General features: G+C 64.0%; 13 protein-coding genes. 10 read left to right on the top strand and 3 right to left on the bottom strand.

Annotated features, from left to right (window positions below; all coding sequences use genetic code 11):
- Positions 1-4: 4 nt before the first annotated feature.
- Together ACGYK2_RS13790 and ACGYK2_RS13795 are read left to right on the top strand one after the other, a co-directional pair.
- Positions 5-1,210 (top strand): amidohydrolase family protein, encoded by a 1,206-nt coding sequence (locus ACGYK2_RS13790; protein WP_271688999.1) that lies wholly within the window; start codon positions 5-7, stop codon positions 1,208-1,210.
- Positions 1,195-2,673, top strand: coding sequence for a chlorohydrolase family protein (locus ACGYK2_RS13795; protein WP_271689000.1), 1,479 nt, complete (start codon positions 1,195-1,197; stop codon positions 2,671-2,673). The genes ACGYK2_RS13790 and ACGYK2_RS13795 overlap by 16 nt, the downstream gene beginning before the upstream one ends.
- A gap of 97 nt (positions 2,674-2,770) precedes the next feature.
- Here the strand turns inward: ACGYK2_RS13795 and ACGYK2_RS13800 are convergent, their stop codons facing one another.
- Together ACGYK2_RS13800 and ACGYK2_RS13805 are read right to left on the bottom strand one after the other, a co-directional pair.
- Positions 2,771-4,189, bottom strand: coding sequence for an amidase family protein (locus ACGYK2_RS13800; protein ID WP_271689001.1), 1,419 nt, complete (start codon positions 4,187-4,189; stop codon positions 2,771-2,773).
- A gap of 146 nt (positions 4,190-4,335) precedes the next feature.
- Positions 4,336-5,142 (bottom strand): IclR family transcriptional regulator, encoded by an 807-nt coding sequence (locus ACGYK2_RS13805; protein WP_271689002.1) that lies wholly within the window; start codon positions 5,140-5,142, stop codon positions 4,336-4,338.
- A gap of 147 nt (positions 5,143-5,289) precedes the next feature.
- Between ACGYK2_RS13805 and ACGYK2_RS13810 the strand changes: the two genes are divergently transcribed.
- The 7 genes from ACGYK2_RS13810 to ACGYK2_RS13840 all read left to right on the top strand — a co-directional run bounded on the left by ACGYK2_RS13810 (position 5,290) and on the right by ACGYK2_RS13840 (position 14,500).
- The gene (locus tag ACGYK2_RS13810; protein ID WP_271689003.1) at positions 5,290-6,846 is read left to right on the top strand and encodes a M81 family metallopeptidase; all 1,557 of its coding nucleotides are present in this window, start codon (positions 5,290-5,292) and stop codon (positions 6,844-6,846) included.
- Positions 6,847-6,879: 33 nt separating this feature from the next.
- On the top strand, positions 6,880-8,490 hold the full coding sequence (locus ACGYK2_RS13815; protein WP_271689005.1) for an ABC transporter substrate-binding protein: 1,611 nt from the start codon (positions 6,880-6,882) through the stop codon (positions 8,488-8,490).
- Between the two features lie 112 nt (positions 8,491-8,602).
- Positions 8,603-9,544 (top strand): ABC transporter permease, encoded by a 942-nt coding sequence (locus tag ACGYK2_RS13820; RefSeq protein WP_067266948.1) that lies wholly within the window; start codon positions 8,603-8,605, stop codon positions 9,542-9,544.
- A 1-nt stretch (position 9,545) separates the two neighbouring features.
- Positions 9,546-10,433, top strand: coding sequence for an ABC transporter permease (locus tag ACGYK2_RS13825; RefSeq protein WP_271689006.1), 888 nt, complete (start codon positions 9,546-9,548; stop codon positions 10,431-10,433).
- 3 nt (positions 10,434-10,436) lie between these two features.
- The gene (locus tag ACGYK2_RS13830; RefSeq protein WP_271689007.1) at positions 10,437-12,122 is read left to right on the top strand and encodes an ABC transporter ATP-binding protein; all 1,686 of its coding nucleotides are present in this window, start codon (positions 10,437-10,439) and stop codon (positions 12,120-12,122) included.
- Positions 12,119-13,291, top strand: coding sequence for a M20 aminoacylase family protein (locus ACGYK2_RS13835; RefSeq protein ID WP_271689008.1), 1,173 nt, complete (start codon positions 12,119-12,121; stop codon positions 13,289-13,291). Before ACGYK2_RS13830 ends, ACGYK2_RS13835 begins: the two co-directional genes overlap by 4 nt.
- Before the next feature lie 69 nt (positions 13,292-13,360).
- Entirely contained in the window at positions 13,361-14,500 is a 1,140-nt protein-coding gene (locus ACGYK2_RS13840; RefSeq protein WP_271689009.1) for a M20/M25/M40 family metallo-hydrolase, read from the top strand.
- Positions 14,501-14,530: 30 nt separating this feature from the next.
- Here the strand turns inward: ACGYK2_RS13840 and ACGYK2_RS13845 are convergent, their stop codons facing one another.
- A complete protein-coding gene (locus ACGYK2_RS13845; protein WP_271689010.1) occupies positions 14,531-15,424 on the bottom strand; it encodes an AraC family transcriptional regulator in 894 nt (297 codons plus the stop codon).
- 154 nt (positions 15,425-15,578) lie between these two features.
- On the opposite strand from ACGYK2_RS13845, the gene ACGYK2_RS13850 reads away from it, so the two are divergent.
- On the top strand, positions 15,579-16,526 hold the full coding sequence (locus ACGYK2_RS13850; protein WP_271689011.1) for an SDR family oxidoreductase: 948 nt from the start codon (positions 15,579-15,581) through the stop codon (positions 16,524-16,526).
- The last annotated feature ends 147 nt before the right edge of the window (positions 16,527-16,673 follow it).

Below are 16,673 nucleotides of genomic sequence, written 5' to 3' on the forward strand. Positions count from 1 at the left end.
AGACATGACCAAGCCTTTGCTGCTCAAGAACCTCCGCCTCATGGGGGCGGATGCCGCCGATGTGCTAATCGAAGGCGGGCGCATCGCGCAGATCGCGCCTAAGATCACGCCGACCGGGGAGGTCTCCGTTGAGGATTGCGGCGGCGCGCTGGCGCTGCCGGGCCTCGTCGATGCGCATGCACATCTCGACAAGACGCTCTGGGGCATGCCCTGGCATCCGCATCAGCAGGGCAAAAGCCTGCAACAGATGATCGACACCGAGCGCAAGCTGCGTCACGAGTTGGACATGGACGCAGAGCGGCAATCGGCACGGCAGGTGGCGCTGGCGCTATCCAAGGGCACCACGGCGATCCGCAGCCATGTCGATATCGACACCGAACATGGGTTGAGCCTGCACCGGGGCGTGGCCGCCACCCGGGCGCGCTATGCGGATGTCATGCAGATCGAGACGGTCGCCTTTCCGCAATCGGGCCTGATGATCCGCCCCGGCACGCTGGAATTGATGGACGAAGCCCTGCGCGAGGGCGCCGATATCGTCGGCGGGCTCGACCCCTGCGGCATTGACCGTGACCCCAAGGGGCAGCTCGACGCGGTCTTCGGGCTGGCAGAGAGACACGGCAAGCCGATCGACATTCATCTGCATGAGCCGGGGGAGATGGGGGCGTTTAGCCTTGAGATGATCCTCGATCGGACCGAGGCGCTGGCGATGCAGGGCAGGGTGACGGTCAGCCACGCCTTCTGCCTCGGCATGGGGGATCAGGCGCGGGTGGCGGGGCTGCTCGACCGGATCGCGGCGCTGGAGGTCTCGCTGGCCACCACTGCCCCCGCTGCGCGCCCGGTGCCCTCGGTCGCCGCCTGCCGCGAGCGCGGCATCGCGATCTGCGCGGGCAACGACGGCATCCGCGACACTTGGACCCCATACGGCAACGCCTGCATGTTAGAGCGTGCCATGCTCGTCGGCCTGCGCAACAATTTTCGCGCGGATGTTGAGGTTGGCTGGGCGCTCGACACCTGCACCACCGAAGGCGCGAAGGTGATGGGGCTTGAGGGCTACGGCCTCGCCGAAGGCTGCCGCGCGGATCTGGTGTTGGTCGATGTCGAGGCGGTCTCGGAGGCCATCACCCTACGCCCGCCGCGCCGCTTGGTCCTGTCGGGCGGCCAGATCGTGGCCCGCAATGGCGAGACGGAGGCGACATGGCAGAGCGCTTGAAACGCAGCGCCCTGACCGCCGCTTGGGTCGTGGGGCATGAGGACGGGCAACACTGCCTCTACCGCAATGGCACCGTGGTCGTGGAAGGCGAAAAGGTGCTGCACGTCGGCCATGACTTCGCGGGCGACGTGGCCGAGACAATCGACTTTGGCGAGGCGCTGATCGGGCCGGGGTTCATCGACCTCGACGCGCTGGCCGATCTCGACACCACTGTACTTGGCTATGACAACCATCCGCCTGAGTTAAAGGGCCGGGTTTGGCCCGAGAGTTACATGGCCGCTGGCCCGCGTGAGATGTACACGCCCGAGGAACTGGCCTTTCAGAAACGCTATGCCTTCACTCGGCTGATCCGCAACGGCATCACCACGGCGCTGCCCATTGCCTCGCTCTTCTACCGCGCTTGGGGCGAGACGACAGAGGAATTCGATGCCGCAGCAGAGGCGGCGGCGGACCTCGGGCTGCGGGTCTACCTTGGCCCCGCCTATCGCAGCGGCAATCTGGTGGTGAATGAAGATCGGCAAATCGGTTTTCACTATGATGAACCGCGCGGCTTTGCGGGGCTGGCCGAGGCCGAAGCCTTTATCGCGCGGCACGAAAACACCCACGGCGGGCTGATCCGCACCATGCTGGCCCCCGACCGGATCGAGACTTGCACCCCCGAGCTTCTGCGCCGCAGCGGTGCGGCTGCCCGCGCCCTCGGCGTGCCGATCCGCCTGCATTGCTGCCAGTCGCGGCTGGAATATGATCTGGTGCTGCAACAGCATGGCAAAAGCCCGTTGGAACTGCTGCGCGATACCGGTTTTTTTGCTCCGTCCACAATCCTGCCGCATGGGCTGTTCCTGTCGGGCCTCAACGGCATCACCCATGCCGCGCCCGATCTCGAAATCCTGAGGGCCTCCGGTGCCGCCCTTGCCCATTGCCCGCTGGTGATGGCCCGGAGTGGCAAGATCATGCAGTCCTTCGCACGGTTTCGCGACCTTGGCGTCCCCATCGGTATGGGCACCGACACGCATCCCGCCGATATGATCCAGAACATGGCCCTGGGTGTGATGACCGCCCGTATCGCGGAGGGTGATCCGACCACCGTCCGCGCCGCCGATTTCTACGATGCCGCCACCCTCGGCGGCGCAGCGGCCCTGAACCGTCCGGATCTGGGCCGGCTGGCCCCGGGAGCCGCTGCCGACCTGAACGTCATCCGGCTGGACAGCCCCGACATCGGGCAGCGCATCGACCCCATTCAGACGATCCTGCTTAACGGCTCAGGCCGCGACGTATCGGATGTGATGATCGCGGGGCGGTTCGTCATGCGCGATGGTGTCATCCCCGGCGTCGACGACATGGCCTATCACGCCAAAGCGCAGGCGCAGTTCGACCGGATGGTCGCGCAATATCCTGACAGGACGTTGTTCCATCCCCCGGTGGAGGAAATTTTCACGGGCAGCTACGGGGTCAAAGGCCCATAGCCGCTGTGGACGAAGCCTGCGACCGCCTGAGTTACCGCTAGCCGTTGGCCCGCCTCACAGTAGATGCGGGCCATCGGCGTCACGCTTTGAGGCTACTTCACGCCCCCCACAACCGCGTGCAAACCGGGGCAATCTCACCTTCGATCGCGGCCATCGCGTCAACGATCAGGTCCTCGCGCCAGCGGCGGCCTGCGATTTGCACGCCGATGGGCTGCGGGCCTTGGGGCAGTTCCGCGATATGCGTGGGGATGTTGCCCGCGGGCAGGCCGGTGAAGTTCATGACGAAGGACCAAAGCCCCTTCCCCAAGACTTCGCGCACGCCCTCCGGGCCTTCGGTGTCGCGCCCGGCGGTGAAGAAGGGGGCGAACATGAAGGGGGTCAGCACGAGGGGGTAGTCCTCAAGAAACAGCGACCATTCGCGCGCGTAATGGGTGCGTTTGGCCAGCATGGCAAGCTGTTCGGTGCCTTTGAAGGGCGGGTATTCGGCGTAGTAATCCTCAAAAATCGCCTTCAGATCGTCGGAGCCGTGGGTTCGGATGTCCTCGCCCATCAGCGCTTCGACTTCGCCCATCAGGGCGCGATAGCCGTTTTTGCCGGCTTCATAGGCAAGGGGCGGTTCCACCTCTTCGACGGCGTAGCCTGCGTTGGACAGGGCAGAGGCGGCTTTGTCGAGTGCGGTGGCCACATCCGGATGCAGGCCAAAGCCGAAATCATCGCGGGTGAAGGCCACGCGGATCGGGCCTTCGATCGGCGCGCCGCGCCAGGGCAGAGGCACATGGAAGGGGTCGCGCGCATCTGCGGCGATCAGGCTTGGCATCGATAGATGCAGGTCAGCCGCCTTGCGCACGATCAGCCCCTGCACCGACATGGATTGCGCCAAGAGACCGCGCTCGGCCTTTTGGCTGGGGTTGTAGGCGGGCACCCGGCCTAGGCCCGGCTTGACCGTCACCGCGCCATTGGCCGAGGCGGGGAAACGCAAGGAGCCGCCGATGTCGTTGCCATGAGCCAGCGCGCCGATCCCGGCCATGACAGCCGCGCCCGCGCCGCCGGAGGAGCCGCCTGCCGACAGATGCCGCCCCCAAGGGTTGTAGGTGCGCCCATAAAGCGGGTTGTCGGTATCGGCGCGAAAGGAAAACTCCGGCGTGTTGGTGCGCCCGATGACGATGGCACCCGCCTGTTTGAGGTTGCGCACCACCGGCGCATCCTCGGGCGCGATGATGTCTTTGAAGGCGGGGACGCCGTTGCTTGTGGCATGGCCCTTTTGGTCGACGTTGATCTTGATCGTGACCGGAACACCATGCAGCGGCCCTTTGGGCGCGTCGCTTTTGTCGAGGGCGGCAGCCTTGGCGCGGGCCTCATCGGCGAGGGTCTCGACCACCGCGTTCAAAGCCGGATTGACCTCCTCCATGCGGGCAATCGCCGCCTCGGTCGCTTCAACCGCCGAGAGTTTTCCTGCGCGGGTCGCGCTTGCGATTTCCTGCGCGTCCCATTGCCAAAGCGGTTTACTGTCGGTCATTCCGGTTCCTTTCGTTCAGTCGTTTTCAAAGCGGCATCCGCACCCTGATGGCGCGAACTTCGGAGAAAGAATTTAGCAACGCAAGTAAATTCGCGGCGAAATGCGTTGTCGGCGGTGCGGCTGGCTACATTCGAGGCTTTCAGCGATCACCCGGCCATGATGGCGCTGGCGGCCTCTATGGCGAGGGGGGCAGCCTTGGCGACAAATTCCTCCGGCGTGTATTCCGAAAGGGAGCCTGCGAGATGTATCGCGCTGAGCGGCGCGCCGTTCCGGTCGGTGATGGCGACGCCCACCGCGACCTCGCCCAAGGCATATTCATCACAGACCACGGCAAAGCGGTTTTCGCGGGCGATGCTAAGCTCGGCTATGATCGCTTCGGGGTCGGTCTTGGTGCTGGCGGTGAAGGGGTGCAAGGGCGCGCGGGTGAGGATTTCGCGCGCCGCGTCATCGGGAAGCTGCGCCAGCGCGGCACGCCCGCCAGCGGTGCAGAAGGTCGGCACGCTATGGCCCACGAGGGTGGCGAAAAAGGTCTCGCGTTTGCTTTGCATGCGCAGGGCATAGATCAGGCGCGTTTCGTCATAGAGGCTGAGATCGACCCGCTCGCGCAGGGATTTGCGCAGTTCCAGCAGGACTGGCGTGGCTTTCTGCACCACGGGGTCGAGCCGCAGCAGATCAAGCGTGTGATCCAACAGTCGGATGCCGGGCAGGTATCCGCGATCATCCCCGCTACGCCGTATATACCCGCTCTTCGTGAGCGTATGCACAAGCCGTTGGGCTGCGGATCGGTCGATGCCTGCGGTCTTGGCGATGTCGGAAAGGGTCATCGGCCCGGTCGCGTTGTGAAAGGCGCCCAGCACCTGCATTGCGCGATCTGCCGCCCGGACGAACAAACGGTCGTCCTCTGCCTGATTCTGCGCCGCCTGCGGGGCATCTTCACGGAAAAATCTACTCATAAATGTCCTGTAGTTGACGAATCGTTAAAGCGCCGCTTACGCTTGCTGTGCACTATAGCTGTATTGCAATGCGATACACAATGGGCGTGGCCCGCGGATGACGGGGCCGAGAAGGCGAAGGAGACGGGTTTGGAAAGTGGTTCTGGAATGCGCGTGGCTGTTGCGGGCTTTCTGCACGAGACGAACACATTCGCCCCCAATCCGGCGGATATGCAGGCTTTCCAACTGGGCGGTGGCTATGTCCCCATGGTGCGCGGCGCGGCGATGTTGCCCGCCTTCGAAGAGGTCAACCTCGGCATGGCGGGCGCGCTGCGGGTGGGCCAAGGGCAGGGCTGGGACATCGTGCCGATCCTCTGGGCGGGGGCGATCCCTTCGGCCCATGTCAGCCGCGACGCCTATGAGACGATTGCGGGTGAGATCATCGAAGGCATTCAGGACGCCGGGCCGCTCGACGGGGTCTTTCTGGACCTGCACGGCGCCATGGTGGCGGAGCATCTCGATGACGGGGAAGGGGAGCTTGTCCGCCGTCTGCGTGCGGTCGTGGGGCCGGAGGTGCCCATCGCCACGGCGCTGGATCTGCACGGCAATATCTCTGAAGATTTCGTTGCGAATGTCGATGTGCTTGTCGGATTTCGCACCTATCCGCATGTGGACATGGCCGATACCGGCGCTGCCGCGGCCCGCCAGCTCGACCGGATCATGACCACCGGCCAGCGCCCGGCCAAAGCCTTCCGCCAGATGTCATATCTGGTGCCGATCCCGTTTCAATCGACCGAAATGTCGCCGGGGCGTGAGCTTTATGAAGGGGTCGCCGCCTGTGAAGCCGCGGGGGCGCTCTCGGCCAGCCTGTTCATGGGCTTCCCGGCGACGGATATTCCCGATTGCGGCCCCGTGGCTGTGGCCTATGGCGAGACGCAGACCGCAGCAGACGCCGCCGCCGACAGGCTTGCCGCGGCCTATGAGGCGGCCGCGCCCGCCTTCTTGGAAAATGAGGCCTATGATCCCGACAGGGCGGTGGCCGAAGCGCTGTCGCGTGCCGCCGGGCCGGGGCGTGGGCCTGTGGTCATCGCCGACACCCAAGACAACCCCGGCGCGGGCGGCGTTTCGGCCACCACGGGCATGTTGCGCGCGCTCGTCAAGGCCGAGGCCCAGAACGCGGCCATCGGGTTGATCGTTGACCCCGCCGCCGCCGAGGCGGCGCATCAAGCCGGGGTCGGAGCCGAGGTTAACCTGCGCCTTGGCGGCCATGCCGACATCGCGGATGACGCGCCATTTGAAACGGCGGCGACCGTGCAGCATCTGTCTGACGGAACGCTGCGCGCGACCGGCCCCTATTACGGCGGCACGGCGCTGGACCTCGGCCCTTCGGCCTGTCTGCGCATCGGCGGGGTCCATGTCGTCGTGACCAGCCGCATCGCCCAGATGGCCGACCGCGAGATGTTCCGCTTTGTCGGCATCCAACCTGAAGAGATGGATCTTTTGGTGGTCAAAAGCTCCACCCATTTCCGGGCAGACTTTGCCCCCATCGCGCGCGACATCCTTGTCGCCTGTGCGCCGGGGCCGATGCCCCTCAATCCAGCCGATTTGCCCTTCACGCGCCTGCGCGCAGGACTTCGGCTGTCTCCGAATGGCCCCCGTTTCGGGGCCAAGGGTGCCCAAAGCGCACCACCCGACCAGGGCGGCAAGACCGCCTTGGCCCAATAAAAACCAAAAGATCACTCAACAAGGGAAAACCACATGATACCTCTACGATCGGCACTGAAACAGTCGCGCGGGCTTGCCGCCGCCTTTGCCGCGACCACGGCGCTTTTGGCACCCGGCTCTCTGGCGGCGCAGGATGGCGAAACGACCATCACCGCGGTCATGCACTCGGGCCTGCGGGTTCTCGATCCGGTCATCACCACCGCGCATATCACCCGCAACCACGGTTATATGGTCTATGACGTCCTGACTGCCGTGGACGAAAACTTTGAGCCGCAGCCCCAGATGGCCAGCTGGGAGGTCTCGGATGACGGGCTCGTCTATACTTTCACCCTGCGCGATGGGCTGATGTTCCATGACGGCGCGCCGGTGACTGGCGAAGATGTCGTGGCCTCGCTTAAGCGCTGGGGCAAGCGTGACGGCGGCGGGCAGTTGATCTTTGACGTGACCGAGAGCCTTGAGGCCAGCGACGAAAAGACCGTCGTCTGGACCCTGACCGAGCCTTTCGGCCCGCTTTTGTCGGTGATCTCCAAACAATCGGCCGTGCCGCCTTTCATCATGCCCAAGCGCGTGGCCGAAACTTCGGCGGATGAGACGATCACGGAATATATCGGCTCCGGCCCCTTCGTCTTTAACCAAGATGAATACGAACCCGGCGTGAACGTCACCTACGAGAAGTTCGACGACTACGTCCCGCGCGACGAGGAAGCCTCGTGGATGGCGGGTGGCAAGGTGGTCAATGTCGACCGTGTGGTCTGGACCACGATGCCCGACGCGCTGACCGCGATCAACGCGCTTTCGGCAGGCGAGATCGACTACCTAGAGCAGGTGCAAATTGACCTGCTGCCGATCCTCGACGCCAGCCCCGAGGTCACGGTCGAGACCCGCGATGACCTTGGCTATGTCACCATCGGTCGGCCCAACCACCTGCACCCGCCCTTTGACAACAAGCTCGTGCGTCAGGCGGCGATGGCGGCGCTGGACCAAGAATCCATGCTGCAAACGATGCAGGGCGACCCGGCCTATTACAATGTCTGCGGCGCGATCTTTGGCTGTTCGACCCCTCTGGGCGACGAAGCGGATGCTGAGATCGTGACCGGCGGCGCGGATCCGGAAAAGGCGAAGGCCTTGCTCGAAGAGGCGGGATATGACGGCACGCCCATCGTGCTGATGGCGCCAACGGATGTGATCAGCCTGATCAACCAGCCGGTGGTGGCGGCCCAAGCCCTGCGCGAGGCGGGTTTCGAAGTCGACATGCAGTCGATGGACTGGCAGTCGGTCGTGCAGCGCCGCGCCCAGCAAAGCCCGGTCTCTGAGGGCGGCTGGAACATGTTCTTCACCAACTGGATGGTGCCCGAGATTTCGGACCCGCTGACCAATGTGATGGTCAGTGGCCGTGGCGACGAGGCGTGGTTCGGCTGGCCCGATGACCCCAAGGTCGAAGAACTGCGCGCGAAGTTCATGAAGGCCGAAGGGCCCGAGGCGCAAAAGGAAGTGGCCGTCGAGATCCAGAAACACGTCATGGATAACGTCAACTACATCATGATGGGTGAATATCTGATCCCGCAGGCGCGTCGCAACACGATCCAGAACATGCTGCCATCGCCCGTGCCGGTGTTTTGGAACATAACCAAAGAGGCGGAGTAATCCAGCCTTTCGGAGGGCGCGGCCGCCGCGCTCTCCACCGTCATCTCTGCCCGCAGGCAGCGCCCCCGCTTCCGGGCCTGCCTTCTTTCCGCCGAAAGGGACCTTCCGGAAAATGCTCGTCTATATCCTGAAGCGCGTTTTGGCCACGATCCCGGTCATGCTGATCGTCGCCATCTTCGTCTTCCTCCTGCTGCGTCTCACCCCCGGTGATCCGGCAGCCATTCTCGCCGGCGATGCCGCCACCCCCGCACAGCTTGAACGGATTCGTGACCGTCTGGGTCTGAACGATCCGCTGCTGACACAGTTCTTCACATGGATTGGGCAATTGCTGCGCGGCGATCTGGGCGTATCGCTTTTGTCGAACACCTCAGTGGCGGGCATGTTGGGCGACCGGCTGGGGCCGACCATCAACATCGCGCTGATGACCATCACCATCTCTGTCCTGCTGGCTGTGCCGATGGGCGTGATCGCCGCATGGCGTCACCGCACATGGGTCGACTTTCTGGTGATGTCCTTCTCGGTGCTGGGCTTTTCGGTGCCGGTCTTCGTGATCGGCTATATCCTGATCCAAATCTTCGCCATCGAACTGCGTTGGGTGCCGGTGCAGGGCTACAAGGCGCCTTCGGAGGGCATCGGGCCGTTCTTCTCGCGCGCCATTCTGCCCTCGCTCACGCTGGCCACCATCTATGTGGCGCTCATCGCGCGGATGACGCGGGCCTCCATGCTCGAAGTGCTGGGCGAAGATTACATCCGCACCGCGCGGGCCAAGGGCGTGCGCGAGAATGTCGTGCTGTTTCGCCATGCGCTGCGCAATGCCGCCGTGCCGATCCTGACCATCATCGGCACCGGTTTCGCGCTGCTGATCTCGGGCGTGGTGGTGACGGAAAGCGTCTTTAACATCCCCGGCATCGGGCGGCTTACGGTCGATGCAATCCTCGCGCGCGACTACCCCGTCATTCAGGCGATGATCCTGCTGACGGCGGGCATCTACGTCTTCGTGAACCTCTTGGTTGACGTCTCCTATTCATTCTTCGACCCAAGGATCCGGTACTGACATGATCGAGCAACACCAATCCCGTCACAGCGCCTTTCAGGTGCTGACCGGACTGCTTTCCCTGCCTGCGGGCGCAAGGGTCGGTATCGGCCCGCTGCTGGCGGCGCTTATCCTCCTGGCCATCGTGCTGGCGTCGATCTTGGCACCGCTTTACGTGCCATATGACCCGCTGGCGATGAACTCTGCCGCGCGGCTCAAGCCGCCTTCCGAAGAGTATCTTTTGGGCACCGACCCCTATGGCCGCGACACGTTTTCGCGGGTGATGACCGGCGGGCGCGTGTCGCTGCTGATCGGGGTTGGGGCGGCCTTGGTCAGCGTCGCCATCGGCTTGGCCATCGGCCTTGTCGCCGGTTTCTTTCGGGTGGCGGATGGCATCATCATGCGGATCATGGACAGCCTGATGGCGATCCCCGCGATCCTGCTGGCGATTGCGCTGGTGGCGCTGAACGGGCCATCGCTCGGCTCGGTTATCATCGCAATCACGGTGCCGGAGGTGCCCCGCGTGGTGCGGCTGGTGCGCTCGGTCGTGCTGTCGGCACGGGAGGAACCCTATGTGGAGGCAGCCATCGCGCTCGGCTCGTCGATGCCCAAGATCCTGATCCAGCACCTGATGCCCAATACCATGGCGCCGCTTATCGTCCAAGGCACTTATATCTGCGCCTCGGCGATCCTGATCGAGGCGATCCTGAGCTTCCTCGGCGCGGGCGTCAGCACGGAGATCCCCACATGGGGCAATATCATGGCCGAGGGGCGGACTTATTTCCAGATCAAGCCGGGGCTGATCTTCTGGCCGGGGCTGCTGCTGTCGCTTTGCATCCTGTCGATCAACCTTTTGGGCGATACCGCGCGCGATCTGCTCGACCCGCGCATGAAGAAACGGGAGGGCTGAGAGATGCAGTTCAAGACCAAAGACTTCTCGGAGGCGCGTGAGGTGCTCAAAGTGCGCGATCTGCGCATCGGGTTGAGCGGGCGTCCACAGGCCAAACCGGTGATTGACGGCATCGACCTGACCATCCGCGCGGGCGAGACGCATTGCTTGGTGGGTGAATCTGGCTCAGGCAAATCCGTGACCTCGCTGGCGGCTATGGGGCTTCTGCCGAAATCGGCGCTGGAGGTGCAAAGCGGCAGCATCACGCTGGACGATTTCGAGATCACCAGCGCCAGCCACGCGCAAATGCGCCAGCTGCGCGCGCGGCGGATCGCGATGATCTTCCAAGAGCCGATGACCGCGCTGAACCCGGTGCTGCGGGTGGGCGAGCAGATCATGGAAGTGCTCAACATGCACAGCGATCTGAGCCAATCCGAGGCCAAGAAACGCACGCTCGACATGATGGATCAGGTGCATCTGCCGGATGTGAACCGCATCTTCAGCGCCTTCCCGCACCAGCTTTCCGGCGGGCAGCGCCAGCGCATCATGATCGCCATGGCGCTGATCCTCGACCCCGATCTGCTGATTGCGGATGAGCCGACGACGGCGCTCGATGTGACCACGCAGTTGCAGATCCTCAAGCTCATCGCCGAGATGCAAGAGCGCCACGGCACCGCCGTGCTCTTCATCACCCATGACATGGGCGTGGTGGCCGAGATCGCGGATACCGTGACGGTGATGCAGCAGGGCAAGATCGTCGAACGCGCGCCGATTGAAAAGCTGCTGACCAAGCCGGAGAAGGAATATACCCGCACCCTGCTGACCGCCGTGCCCAACCTCACCCCGCGCCCCGCAAGGGCGGCGGCATCGCAAAGCGAAGTGGTGCGTGTGGCCGGGCTCGACATGACCTATGGCGGCGGCGGTTTCCTGCGCCGCAGCGAGGGTGTGAAAGCCGCGCAGGATGTCAGCTTTACCATCAAACCGGGGCGGACGCTGGGCATCGTTGGGGAGTCCGGTTCGGGCAAATCCACCGTGGCGCGGGCCATCATGCGGCTGATCGACCCGACAGCGGGGAGCGTGAATGTCGCGGGGACCGAGATCGCCAAACTCTCGCGCCGTCAGCTGCGCGATCACCGCAAACATCTGCAAATCGTGTTCCAAGACCCTTACCGCTCGCTCAACCCGCGTTGGACCGTGGCGCGCAGCCTTTGCGAAGGGCCGATCAACTTCGGCACCCCGCGCGAAGAGGCGATGCGCCATGCCGCTGAGCTGATGGAGCTGGTGGACCTGCCGCGCGACGCACTCGACCGCTACCCTCATCAATTCTCAGGCGGGCAACGCCAGCGTATCGCCATCGCGCGGGCGGTGGCGATGAAGCCCGATCTGCTGGTCGCGGATGAGGCTGTCTCGGCCCTTGATGTGAGCGTGCAGGCGCAGGTGCTCGATCTTTTGGATGACATTCAAGAGAAGTTCGGCGTGGCCATGCTGTTCATCACCCATGACCTGCGCGTCGCCGCGCAGATTTGTGACGAGGTCTTGGTCATGCAGCGCGGGCAGGTCGTCGAATACGGCCCCGCGGGCGATGTGTTGGCCAACCCGCATCACGACTACACACGCAACCTGATCGAAGCGGCGCCGGGCCGCCATTGGGATTTTGCCAACTACCGCGCGCTCGGCAGCGCCACCATGACGACAGGAGCCACCGCATGACCGTCCTTCCCAAGATCGAAGCCTTCGCCGCCGATCTCACCGCCATCCGTCAAGACATCCACGCCCATCCCGAACTGGGGTTCGAAGAGGTCCGCACCGCGGGCATCGTGGCCGAAAAGCTCCGCGCCTACGGTGTGGATGAGGTGCACGAAGGGCTGGGTGGCACCGGGGTTGTCGGCATCATCAAGGGCGCGGGCGGTGGCAACCGCCGTGTCGGGCTGCGCGCAGATATGGACGCGCTGCCGATTGTGGAGGATTCCGGCGTGCCCTATGCCTCGACCAACCCCGGGCGGATGCATGCCTGCGGTCATGACGGCCACACCACCATGCTTTTGGGGGCTGCACGCTATCTGGCGGAGACGCGCGATTTCGACGGCACCGTGGTGCTGATCTTTCAACCTGCCGAGGAAGGTTTGGGCGGCGCGCGCCGGATGCTGGAAGAGGGGCTCTTCGAGAAATTCCCCTGCGACGAGATTTACGGCATGCACAACGATCCAAACTCCGAGCCGGGCGTGGTCAATGTCACCCCCGGTGCGGCCATGGCCGGGGCGGCCTTCTTTGACATCACCGTCAAAGGCACTGGCAGCCACGCCGCCATGCCGCATCAGTCGCGCGATCCCATCGTCATCGGCACGGCGCTGGTGCAGCAGTTGCAATCCGTCGTCAGCCGCAACACGCCGCCGACCAAGCCGATCGTGCTGTCGGTCACCAAATTCAACGCAGGCTCGGCCTATAACGTGGTGCCGGATGCGGCCAGTATTGCGGGCACAATCCGTTATTTCCATGAGGATGTGATCGAAATGGCCGAGGCCCGGATGCGCGAACTCTGCGCCGGTATGGCCAGCGCCTATGGGATCGAGATCGAAGTCGACATCCGTAACGTCTTTGACGTGTTGATGAACGACCCCGAACTGACCACCGCCTATGTCGAAGCGGCGGCCAGCGTGGTGGGGGGCGAGAATGCCCATGTCTCGACCGAACAGGCCAGCGGGTCCGAGGATTTCGCCGATATGCTGAAGGTGGTGCCGGGGGCCTATTGCCGCGTGGGCCATGCGGGCAGCGTGCCTTTGCACAACCCCGGCTTCGTGCTGGACGACGCCATTCTGCCTGTCGGTGCCTCGATCTATGCGCGGATTGTCGAGACGCGCCTGCCAAAGGTCGGCGGCTAGGCCCTTGCGCCATTCTTTTAATTTAAGCCAACCGCCCGCTGTCGCGCGGCGGAGGAAAGGATATTGAACATGCCCAACCCGCTCGATCTGCCTTTTGATACCGAAGAGATGCTCACCGGGCTGCGCCCATGGATCGAAACCGAAAGCCCCACATTCGACGGGGCGGCGGTGAACCGGATGATGGATGTGGCGCAGCACGATCTGGCGGTCTTGGGCGCGCGGACAGAGCGTATTCCAAGCCCGATGGGGCTGGGCGACAGCCTGCGCGCTGAGATGCCCCATCCCCGCGCGGGCGAGGGGGGCATTCTGCTTTTGGGTCATATGGACACGGTTCACCCGCTCGGCACCTTGGCGAGCCTGCCTTACAAACGCGAAGGCGATATCTGCTACGGCCCCGGTCTGATGGACATGAAGGGCGGCAACTACGTCTACCTCGATGCGCTGCGCAAGCTACAGGCCGCCGGGGTCGAGACGCCGCTGCCGGTGACGGTGCTTTTCACCCCGGATGAGGAGATCGGCACCCCCGCCACACGCCGTCTGATCGAAGAGGAGGCGAAGCGCCACAAATACATCCTCGTCCCCGAACCTGCCCGCCCCGACGGCGGCGCGGTGATCGGGCGCTACGCCATCGCGCGGTTCAACCTCCAGACCCGGGGGCGCCCCAGCCACGCGGGCTGGGCGCTCGCCGAAGGCCGCTCGGCCATCGCGGAGATGGCCAAGGCCGTGGGCACGATCGAGGGCATGACCACCGAGGATTGCACCTTCTCGCTCGGGGTCTTTCACGCGGGCCAATGGGTCAACTGCGTGTCCTCGGTCTGCGATGCCGAAGTGCTCACCATGGCAAAAACGCAAGAGCAGCTCGACGCAGGCGTGGAAAAGATGATGGCGCTGAACTCGGACGAAGGCGACGTGATCATGGAAATCCGCCGCGGCGTCACCCGCCCGGTTTGGGAGCCCGACCAGCCCGGCACGATGGCGATGCTGAAGCTCGCGCAGGAGATTGGGGGCGAACTGGGGATCGAGATCACCGGAAGCTCTGCCGGGGGCGGATCGGACGGCAATTTCACCGGCTTTCTTGGCCTGCCGACGCTGGATTCCATCGGCGTGCGCGGCAAGGGTCTGCATACGTTGCAGGAGCATATCTATGTCGACAGCCTCACCGAACGCGCCAAGCTGGCGGCGGGGTTGTTCTGTCGGCTGACGGCTTAAGGGGGGGGGGGGGGGGGGCGGAGACCCCCTCTAAATCACCCCCGCTGCTATCTGCTGCGCGTCGCCCCATTCGCGGGGGGATTGGCCGTACATGCGTTTGAACTCTCGGCTGAATTGCGAGGCACTGACATAGCCCACCGCCATTGCCGCTTCGCCGACCGTGGCGCCGCCTGCGATTTTGACGGCGGCATTGTTCAGGCGCATGGATTTGACGAATTGTATCGGCGACATCGTCGTGACCTGTTTGAACTTGCGGTGAAATACCGCGCGGCTCATGCCCGCGCGTTGGGCCATCGCGTCGATAGAGATGGGCGCGTCGAGATGGGCCGCGACATGCGAGATGGCCCGCGCCACGGCATTGCCTGCCCCGAAGGCCCGCCGCGCGAAGAGCCCTGCCTCTCCTTTCAGGATGGCGTAGTAAAGTTCGCGCAGGCGCGCTTCGGCCAGCACGGCGCGGTCGGTTTCGCTTTCGCTCAATTGCAGCAGACGCAGCAGTGCGTCGGAGAAGGCCCCGTCCCATGCCGCGAGTTTGATCCCCTCGGCGCGCAGGTCGGCGGGGGCAGGGGGCAGCAGGCTCCCCGCGCTTTCCATTTCAAGCGAAAGCTCCGCCATAAGTCGCGCGTCCAGAGCGATGTAGACGCCGAATAGAGGGGTCTGGGGCGAGGCGCTTGGCGTGCCCGCTTTGACCGGCATCGACATGGGGCAGCACATATAGCGGCTGTCGTCATAGACATAGCGCTGACCGTCGAGCACGGCCTCTTTCGCGCCGCTGACGATGGCGATGACAGAGGGTTCATAGACCGCGGGCGCGCATGGGATCGCGCTGGTCGCCCGGAAATACTGAACGCCCTTGATGCCGGTCTCGGTCAGCCCGTCGGTATGGCTGTGCCGTTCGATGATATGGCGGATTTGGTCTTTGCTCATGCGTGCAGATTAGGACCGCATGAGTGTTTCATGCAATGGCTGTGAGAGGATCAGGCAAGTAATCGCGACGATCCGGTCTATTTCCGTAGGGGGCTGAGATTTATCTGCAGGGTCAACGGGGCGCGATGCCTCAGCAAAGCTAAGGAACGAGACCATGACAGATAAGACTTTCGGCGCGCACGGCTGGACCCCTGAGCAGATTGACGGGGTAGAGGGGAAGACCTTTGTGATCACCGGGGCCAATGCCGGGGCCGGGTTTCAGGCAGCGCGGACCTTGCTGAGTAAAGGTGCCGCGGTGGTGATGCTGAACCGCAGCGCGGAACGGTCGGCAGAGGCGGTGGCCAAGCTGAAAGACGAATTTGGCGCAGCGGCGCAGGTGCGTTTCATGCAGATGGACCTCGCCGATTTGCAGTCGGTGCGCCGCGCGGCGGCAGAGGTTCTGCGCGACATTCCCCGCATTGATGCGCTGATCTGCAACGCCGCCATCGCGCAGGTGCCAAACCGCCAGTTGACCAAGGCCGGCCACGAAAGCCAGCTCGGCACCAATCACTACGGCCACTTCCTGCTCTGCGGTTTGCTCTTCGACCGGATCGACGAAAGCAATGGGCGGATCGTGGTGGTGGCCAGCCTTGGCTACAAGATGGGCCTGCGCACCATCCAGTTCGACGACATGAACTGGGACAAGAATTACCGCGCCAACCCGGCCTATAGCCAAAGCAAGCTGGCGCAGATGATGTTTGCCTATGAGTTGCAGGACCGCGTCGCGCGGGCGGGGAGGAACGTGGCGGTCTATGTCTGCCATCCCGGCGCCTCGGCCACCTCTTTGATCAGCACCAGTGGCGGGCTGATGACCCGGTTCACTTGGTGGCTGATGTCGAAATTGCCGATCGTTCAAACGGCGGAGCGCGGCGCCTATCCCGAGGTCATGTGCGCCACCGAGGATGGGCTAGAGCAGCGCGCGCTTTACGGCCCCACAGGCCGGATGGAGATGGTCGGCCCCGTTGGGCGCGGCAGGTTGGAACCCTATGCCTATGACAAGGAGACGATGGTCAGCCTCTGGGAGCGGTCCGAGGTGGAAACAGGCTTTCGATGGGCGGTTTGAGGGGCGGGCGGGGCCTGTCTCCGCCCTGCTCAGAACGCGCGATATCCGCAGGCCATCCGCGCCGAAGGAGAGTGTCGATTTTTGCAGCTTTTGCACAATAAAGTTGCACTTGAAGAGTCCCTTGCGGACAATTCTTGCCAAATGAGA

The sequence above is a fragment of the Sulfitobacter sp. 1A10359 genome (genome assembly GCF_043558145.1).
Taxonomy (GTDB): domain Bacteria; phylum Pseudomonadota; class Alphaproteobacteria; order Rhodobacterales; family Rhodobacteraceae; genus Sulfitobacter; species Sulfitobacter faviae.